The organism is Actinopolyspora sabaoui (assembly GCF_051225635.1).
GTDB lineage: Bacteria > Actinomycetota > Actinomycetes > Mycobacteriales > Pseudonocardiaceae > Actinopolyspora.
Genome location: NZ_JBMIHH010000038.1, coordinates 1 through 255 on the forward strand (window position 1 = coordinate 1; position 255 = coordinate 255).

Consider the following 255-nt stretch of genomic DNA (forward strand, 5'->3'; position numbering starts at 1 on the left):
ACCCAAAACTGGGGGGCCGAGCGGGTCGGCCGGTATGCGGTTGTCGAGGATATCGGGGGTGGTGGTTGGGTGGGAGCCGTATAGTGGTGGCGAGATCGCGTGCCTGCCTGCCGGTGTGCCTGCCGGGGCAGAGGAAATGGGGGTGTCGTCGTTCGGCGGGTTAGTACCCGTCCACTGAACACATCGCTGTGCGTACATGTCGGGCCTATCAACCCAGTCATCTGCTGGGTGCCTTATCCCCCCGTACGGGGGGTG

Annotated in this window: 1 rRNA gene; it reads right to left on the reverse strand. The window is 64.7% G+C overall.

Annotated elements, in window-relative coordinates:
* Positions 1–139: 139 nt before the first annotated feature.
* A 23S ribosomal RNA gene (locus ACOQFL_RS22905) occupies positions 140–255 on the reverse strand; the annotation flags it as partial.